This window comes from Roseateles sp. (genome assembly GCF_031397715.1).
Lineage (GTDB): Bacteria > Pseudomonadota > Gammaproteobacteria > Burkholderiales > Burkholderiaceae_C > Paucibacter_A.
Map to the genome: position 1 here is coordinate 1 of NZ_JANNMI010000273.1, position 6,501 is coordinate 6,501.

The 6,501-nt window shown below is 62.8% G+C and carries 5 protein-coding genes and 1 pseudogene; all 6 read right to left on the reverse strand.

Features of this window, described 5'->3' with window-relative positions:
* Positions 1-2,176: XrtA/PEP-CTERM system TPR-repeat protein PrsT (gene prsT, locus RMO57_RS12075; RefSeq protein ID WP_310386928.1), on the reverse strand; the 2,176-nt coding region annotated here is incomplete at its 3' end.
* A gap of 127 nt (positions 2,177-2,303) precedes the next feature.
* The gene (locus RMO57_RS12080) at positions 2,304-3,011 is read right to left on the reverse strand and encodes an ABC transporter ATP-binding protein (RefSeq protein WP_310386930.1); all 708 of its coding nucleotides are present in this window, start codon (positions 3,009-3,011) and stop codon (positions 2,304-2,306) included.
* Positions 3,008-3,778, reverse strand: coding sequence for an ABC transporter ATP-binding protein (locus tag RMO57_RS12085; RefSeq protein WP_310386931.1), 771 nt, complete (start codon positions 3,776-3,778; stop codon positions 3,008-3,010). Before RMO57_RS12085 ends, RMO57_RS12080 begins: the two co-directional genes overlap by 4 nt.
* On the reverse strand, positions 3,775-5,052 hold the full coding sequence (locus RMO57_RS12090) for a branched-chain amino acid ABC transporter permease (protein WP_310386933.1): 1,278 nt from the start codon (positions 5,050-5,052) through the stop codon (positions 3,775-3,777). Before RMO57_RS12090 ends, RMO57_RS12085 begins: the two co-directional genes overlap by 4 nt.
* A 3-nt stretch (positions 5,053-5,055) precedes the next feature.
* A complete protein-coding gene (locus RMO57_RS12095) occupies positions 5,056-6,015 on the reverse strand; it encodes a branched-chain amino acid ABC transporter permease (protein WP_414896415.1) in 960 nt (319 codons plus the stop codon).
* Between the two features lie 206 nt (positions 6,016-6,221).
* A pseudogene (locus RMO57_RS12100) lies at positions 6,222-6,501 on the reverse strand (branched-chain amino acid ABC transporter substrate-binding protein); the annotation flags it as partial.

Here is a 6,501-nt window from a genome sequence, read left to right on the forward strand (position 1 = left end):
CACCTTGCAACCCCAGGCCGGCTGCTTTGCCAAGCGCTTGCTTCTGCATCAAGGCAGCGCTGGCCAGAGCAGCCTTGTAGTCAGCGGCCGCCAGTTGCACCTCACCCAAGCGCTTGCGGGCGACCAGGTAGTCGGGCGCCAGGTCCAGGGCGCGCTTCAGGCTGGCCATGGCGTTAGGCAGATTCTTCAAAGCCACATAGGCCTCGGCCAAGCGCATATGCGGCATCGGCGAGCGCGGCATCACCCGGGCCAAGGCATTGAAGGACTCGGTGGCCTGGTTGTATTCGCCGGCCAACATGCGCACCCGGCCCTGCACCTCCAGCAGCTCGGGCGCCTCAGGCAAGGCGGCAATGCCTTTTTGCGCCGCGATCTGGGCCGCCTTCAGGTCCTTGTGCTGCAGATGATGGTCAACCAAAGCCACGCGCGGCGCGGCATCAAGCGGCTTGACCAGCACCGCCTGCTCGATCAAGCCGGCAATCTCTTCTTTGGACGCGCCGCCAATCTCCTTCAGCTCGGCCAGCGCGAGATGGGCTTTGACGTTGTCGGGCGCGGCCTTCAACACCGCCTCAAAGCGCAGTTTGGCGGCCTCGGGTTTTTTATCGGCCATGTCCAGCGAGGCCAACAAGGCCACCGCCGGATAGAAGGCTGGGTCCAAGCTGAGTGCCTGCTCGAAATTCAGACGCGCGCCTGCCACATCATTTTTGGCCAGCATGATCAGCCCGCGCAAATTCGCCGCGATGGGGCGCTTGGGGTTTTTGCGCTCCAACACCTCAATCGCCGCCATCGCCTTGTCCAGATCACGGCGCTGCAGATGGGCGCGGATGATGGCGATGTCGGCGACCGAGCTCGGATCGCTGTCCGAAATCGCCTTCAAATCCGCCAGCACATCCTCGGGCTTGGCGGTCGACGCCTTGCCCAGAATCAGCTGCGTGCGGCTGCGGCTGTCCTTCGGGTTCAATTTGGCGGCCTGTGCAAAGTAGCCCTCGGCCTTTTTCGGGTCGCCGTTCTGCAGATAGGCCTCACCCGCCAAGGAATAGATCTGCGCGTCCGGCGTGCCGCTCGAAAGCAGCGGCTGGATCGCCGCGACCGCCTTGGCCGGGCTTGAAGTCAGCAGGTAAATTTGCGTCAACATGCGCCGTGGTGCCGACAAGTTAGGCGCCAGCTTGAGGGCTTTGGCCAGCAGCTCCTCGGCCGGGCCAAAGTTTTTCAATTCATATTCGATCGCCCCGCCTAACTGCAAGGCCAAGGGGCTTTCGGGCGCCAGCTTCACCAGCTCCAGCGCCGGGCCACGGGCGCCAGCAAAGTCCTTGTGCGAATAGGCCAAGAGCGCCGCAAAGTAATAGGTCTGCGGGTCCTTAGGCAGCAACTTCTTCAGGCTCTCCAGATCGGCCGCGGCCTGCTCCAGTTCACCGGCCTCGATCCAATGGTTGATCAGCCCGGCGTGAGCGCCCAAATCCTTGGGCGCCAAGACCAAGGCCTGACGGTAGGCCGCCACGCCATCGGCAAGATCCAAGCCCTTGGCGCCGGCTGCACCGGACTTGATGCTGCCCAACACCACATCACCCTTGAGGCGCCAGGCTTCGACCAGCTTGGCATCACTTTTGAGCAACTCATCAAGCATTTGCATGGCACCCAGCGCATCGCCCGCGCGCACCTTCAAACGCACTTGCAGCAAGACGGCCGGCGCAAAGCCGGGTTGTGCCAGCAGTGCTTCTTGCAAGGCCGCCGCGCCCTTCTCCGGTGCGCCGGTCGCCTCATAGGCGGTCGCCAGCGAGGTCTTCAAATCGGCCCTGGCCGGCGCATCCTCAAGTTTGAAATCGCCGTACGACGCAATCATCGGCTTGTAGGCCTGCAGCGCCAGCTGCGCCCGCGCCAACAGCGGCGCGATGCGTGCTGGGTCAAATTTGGCGGCGATGGCCTTGCGCAACTCCACCTCGGCCGAACGGGCATCGCCACTCTCCAGAAAAGCCTGGCCCAAAAGGAAGCGTGCCTCGCCGGCCTCGGGGTTCTTTTGCAGCGCATTCTTCAGCTGGATGATGGCCGCTTGGCTCTCGCCTTTGGACAAGGCCGTGCGGGCCGAGTTCATCAAGCCGTCATAGCCTTCGCCGCCGCAGCCCACCAACAGGCTGGCCGACAAGATGATGGGGGCAAGGTTCTTGAGCAGCGAAGTTGTCATGGCGCCTGGGCGTTAGGGTGGGGAATTTGGTCAAACGGCGATGTGGCCAAAAAGTATAGGGCCAGCAGCGCAAGCACCTGCCATCACCTCCCAGCATGCCGTCAAGATTGCACGCTAACGCAGCCTCTCAAACCTCCAGCCACTCCCGTCGAACCTCGGCATTCGCCATCAAATCCGCTGGCCTGCCCTCAAAAACGATCTGACCATGGCCCATCACATAGCAGCGCTGCGAGATCTCCAGCGCGATGGTGAGCTTTTGCTCGACCAGCAACACGGCAATGCCGCGGTCCTTCAGGGCCTTCAGATACTCGGCGACCAGCTCAACGATCTTGGGCGCCAGGCCCTCGGTGGGCTCGTCGATCATGATCAGATCCGGGTCGCCCATCAGGCTGCGGCACAAGGTCAGCATCTGCTGTTCGCCGCCTGACAAGACACCGGCCTCGGTGTGCTGGCGCTCCTTCAGGCGTGGGAACATCCGGTACATATCGTCAAAACCCCAGCGCGCTTGGCGTGCTCCGCGCTTCAGGCCCAACAGCAGATTCTGGTGCACGGTCAGCTTGGCAAAGATGTCGCGGTTTTCCGGCACATAGCCCAGGCCTGCATGGGCAATCTCGTAGGGCTTGGCCCCCATCAGCTGCTGCTCACCAAAGCGCACCGAGCCGCGCGCATCGACCTGCCCCATGATGGTTTTCAGCAGCGTGGAGCGGCCCGAGCCATTGCGGCCGAGCAAGCAGACGATCTCGCCGGCGCCGACCTCCATCGTCACGCCGTGCAAGATATGGCTCTTGCCATAAAAGGCCTGCACATCCAGCAGCTGCAGCTTGCGCGCGCTCATACCGGCAGCGCCCCAAGATAAGCCTCTTGCACGCGCGGGTTCGCGCGCACCGCGTCCGGCACGTCAAAGGCGATCACTTCGCCATACACCAGCACCGCGATCTTGTCGGCCAGGCCGAACACCACACCCATATCGTGCTCCACGGTCAACAGCGTCTTGCCCACGGTGACCTCGCGTATCAGTTGAATAAAGTGCTGGGTTTCGCTGCGGCTCATGCCGGCGGTGGGCTCATCCAGCAAAATCACGCTCGACCCACCGGCAATCGTGAGCCCTATTTCCAAGGCGCGTGCCTCGGCATAGGTCAAATTCGCCGCCAGCACATCGCGCCGCTTGGCCAGCCCTATCGATTCCATCAGCTCGGTGGCACGCTGGTTGGCATCATCCAGGCCGGCCAAAAACTTCCAGAACGCATAGCGATAGCCCATAGCCCAGAGCAAGGCGCAGCGAATATTTTCAAACACCGACAGCTTGGCGAATAGATTGGAGACTTGGAAGCTGCGCGACAAACCGCGCCGATTCACCTCATACGGCGGCAGGCCTTGAATCGGCCGGCCATGCAGCAAGATCTCACCACTGCTGGGCGCAAAGCGGCCGCTGATCAGATTGAACAGGGTCGACTTGCCGGCACCGTTGGGGCCGATGATGGCGACCCGCTCGCCGGCCGCCACCTGCAGCTCGGCGCCGCGAATGATCTCGCTCTTGCCGAAGTTCTTGCGCACATCCCGCAACTCCAGCGCGTAGCTGCTTGCGCCCGTGACCGCCGTCATGGGGCCGCCCGCCGCTGGGCGCTGAGTTCAATCGCCGCCTGCGCCTTCGCCCAGTCCAGCTTGAACTGGCGGCGCGCCCACTCGAACAAGACGGCCCCGATCGACGCCAGCATGAACGCGCCGAACCAGGCATCAAGATGCGAGCTGTCCAGCGTCACACCGAGGAAGCGCATCTTGGGGCCCAGCGCTTCATTCAGCTGGCGGTGATACAGCATCTCGATCATCGCGCCGGCACCGACCAAGACGGTCAGGCCGGCGCTGCCCAGGGCCAGGTAAGCGGTCCAAATCTGGCGCAGCTGGCCCAGTAAGGCCAAGCGCAGATTCATCAGGATCAAGGCGGCAAAGCCACCCGGCGCCACCATCACCATCAGCACAAACAGCAGGCCCAAATAGAGCAGCCAGGCCTTGGTCAATTCGGACAGCAAGACCAAGGCCACCACCATCAAGACGGCGCCGAGAATGGGGCCGAAGAAAATGGTCGCACCGCCCACAAAGGTAAACAGCAAATAGGCGCCCGACCGGGCGGCGCCGACCACCTCGGCCGTCACGATCTCGAAGTTCAGGGCCGCCAGACCGCCCGCAATGCCGGCGAAAAAGCCCGACATCATGAAGGCCAGATAGCGCACCCAGCGGGTGTCATAACCAATGAATTCAACGCGCTCCGGGTTGTCACGCACGGCATTCAACATGCGGCCCAGCGGAGTGCCGGTGAAGGCAAACATCAGGGCCGTGCAGACGAAACAATAGAGCGCGATCAAGTAGTAAATCTGGATCTGCGGCCCAAAGCTGACGCCCCAGACGGCCTTGCCGGCGACCCGGTTGCCGGAGATACCGCCCTCGCCGCCGAAGAACTCGGGCAGCATCAGCGACATCGCCCAGATCAGCTCGCCCAGACCCAGCGTGATCATCGCAAACGGGGTACCGGCCTTCTTGGTCGACACAAAACCGAACAGCGCGGCAAACAGCAAGCCGGCCAAGCCGCCGGTCAGCGGCACCAAACTGACGGGCAGATGCCAGCTGCCGGCGCTGACCAGGTTCAGGCTATGGATGGCCAAGAAACTGCCCAGGCCGCTGTAGACGGCATGGCCAAAACTCAGCATGCCGCCCTGCCCCAACAAGATGTTGTAGGCCAGGCAGGCAATGATGGCGATGCCCATCTGCGTCAGCATGGTCTGCGCCAGCCCGCTGGTCCAAACCCAGGGGGCCACGAGCAGCAACAAGGCGTAAAGACTCCAGACCAGCCAGCGGCCACGATTGAAAGGCTTGCTACTCATCACTCAATCATCCCTTGTGCCCAGCAGGCCCTTGGGCCGCAGGATCAAAATCAAGACCATCAACAAATAGGGCAGGATCGGTGTCAGCTCGGCCACCCGCAGCCGCAGCACCGGGTAGGCAAAGTTCTGCGGCCCAACGCTCCAACCCCAGGCACCCAGCAACGACGCGAGCGATGCGTTGATGGTCAAGGGCAGCGTCTGCATCAGGCCGATCAAGATCGACGCGACAAAGGCGCCGGCCAGCGAACCCACACCGCCCACCACCACCACCACAAAAATGATCGAGCCGACGATAGCCGCCATCGACGGGTCGGTCACAAACGTCATGCCGCCTATCACCCCGGCCAGCGCGGCCAAGGCGCAGCCGCTGCCAAACACCAGCATCTGCACGGCCGGCACGTTATGCCCGAGTGACTCCACCATCTCGGGGTGGCTCAGCGAGGCCTGAATCACCAGGCCGACACGCGTGCGTGTCAGCAGCAACCACAGTGCCAACAGCATCAGCAAGGCCACCCCCATCATGAACAAGCGCGTCAGCGGAAAGGTCGAGCAGGCGCTGACGGCGCAGACATCAGGCGGTGCCGCGCCCAACACCAGCGCCAGCCCTTGCAGCGGCTGTTGAATGATGGTGAAGGCGGAGCCCTGCAAGGCCGGCGGCGGCGTGAAGGGCACGGCCGTATAGCCCCAAATCAGATGCACCAATTCGAGCATCACGTAGGACATGCCGAAGGTCAGCAGCAGCTCCGCCACATGGCCAAACTTGTGCACGCGGCGCAAGGCCAGCCGCTCGAATGCGGCACCCAGCAGACCCACAGCCACCGGCGCCAGCACCAGCGCCGGCCAAAAGCCGACCCAGCCGACCAGGCTGTAGGCCACAAAAGCACCCACCATATAAAAGCTGGCATGGGCGAAGTTCAGCACCCCCATCATGCTGAAAATCAGCGTTAGGCCGGCGCTGAGCATGAACAGCAGCAGGCCCGAGGACAGCCCGTTCAACAGATTGATGAGAATTTGATCCACAAAACCTCGCTTAAAGAGAACGGAATTTGGGATGCAGCCGCCTTCAAGCGAGCGAGCGGAGATCGGGCCGAAGCGCGCAGCCGTACTCCCGTACGGCGAGCACTACAGGCCCGATATCGGCTTGCGCAGCAGGCGGCTGCGCCCAAATTTCAGGGGCGCTTCATCTGGCAAGACGTCGGCGTGCTCGACACATAGGACTCATAGGTCGCCACCGGCGCCAGCGTGTAGCCGGTGTTCTCGGGCGAGTAGGGATGCTTGGCGTCGGCCTTTTGCCAGACCGTGATGAACAGCGGTTGCTGCAGCTGGTGGTCAGACTTGCGCATCTCGACCTCGCCGTTGAAGCTCTTGACCTTGAGCCCTTCGAGCGCCGCGGCCACCTTGACCGGGTCGGCCTTCGCACATTGAAATGGGCGGCTGTCCTGCACCGAC

Excerpts from the sequence above, each read along its gene's own strand:
- RMO57_RS12095 (WP_414896415.1), bottom strand. The coding sequence starts at position 6,015 with ATGCTCAGCGCCGGCCTAACGCTGATTTTCAGCATGATGGGGGTGCTG.
- RMO57_RS12090 (WP_310386933.1), bottom strand. The coding sequence starts at position 5,052 with ATGAGTAGCAAGCCTTTCAATCGTGGCCGCTGGCTGGTCTGGAGTCTT.
- RMO57_RS12085 (WP_310386931.1), bottom strand. The coding sequence starts at position 3,778 with ATGACGGCGGTCACGGGCGCAAGCAGCTACGCGCTGGAGTTGCGGGAT.
- RMO57_RS12080 (WP_310386930.1), bottom strand. The coding sequence starts at position 3,011 with ATGAGCGCGCGCAAGCTGCAGCTGCTGGATGTGCAGGCCTTTTATGGC.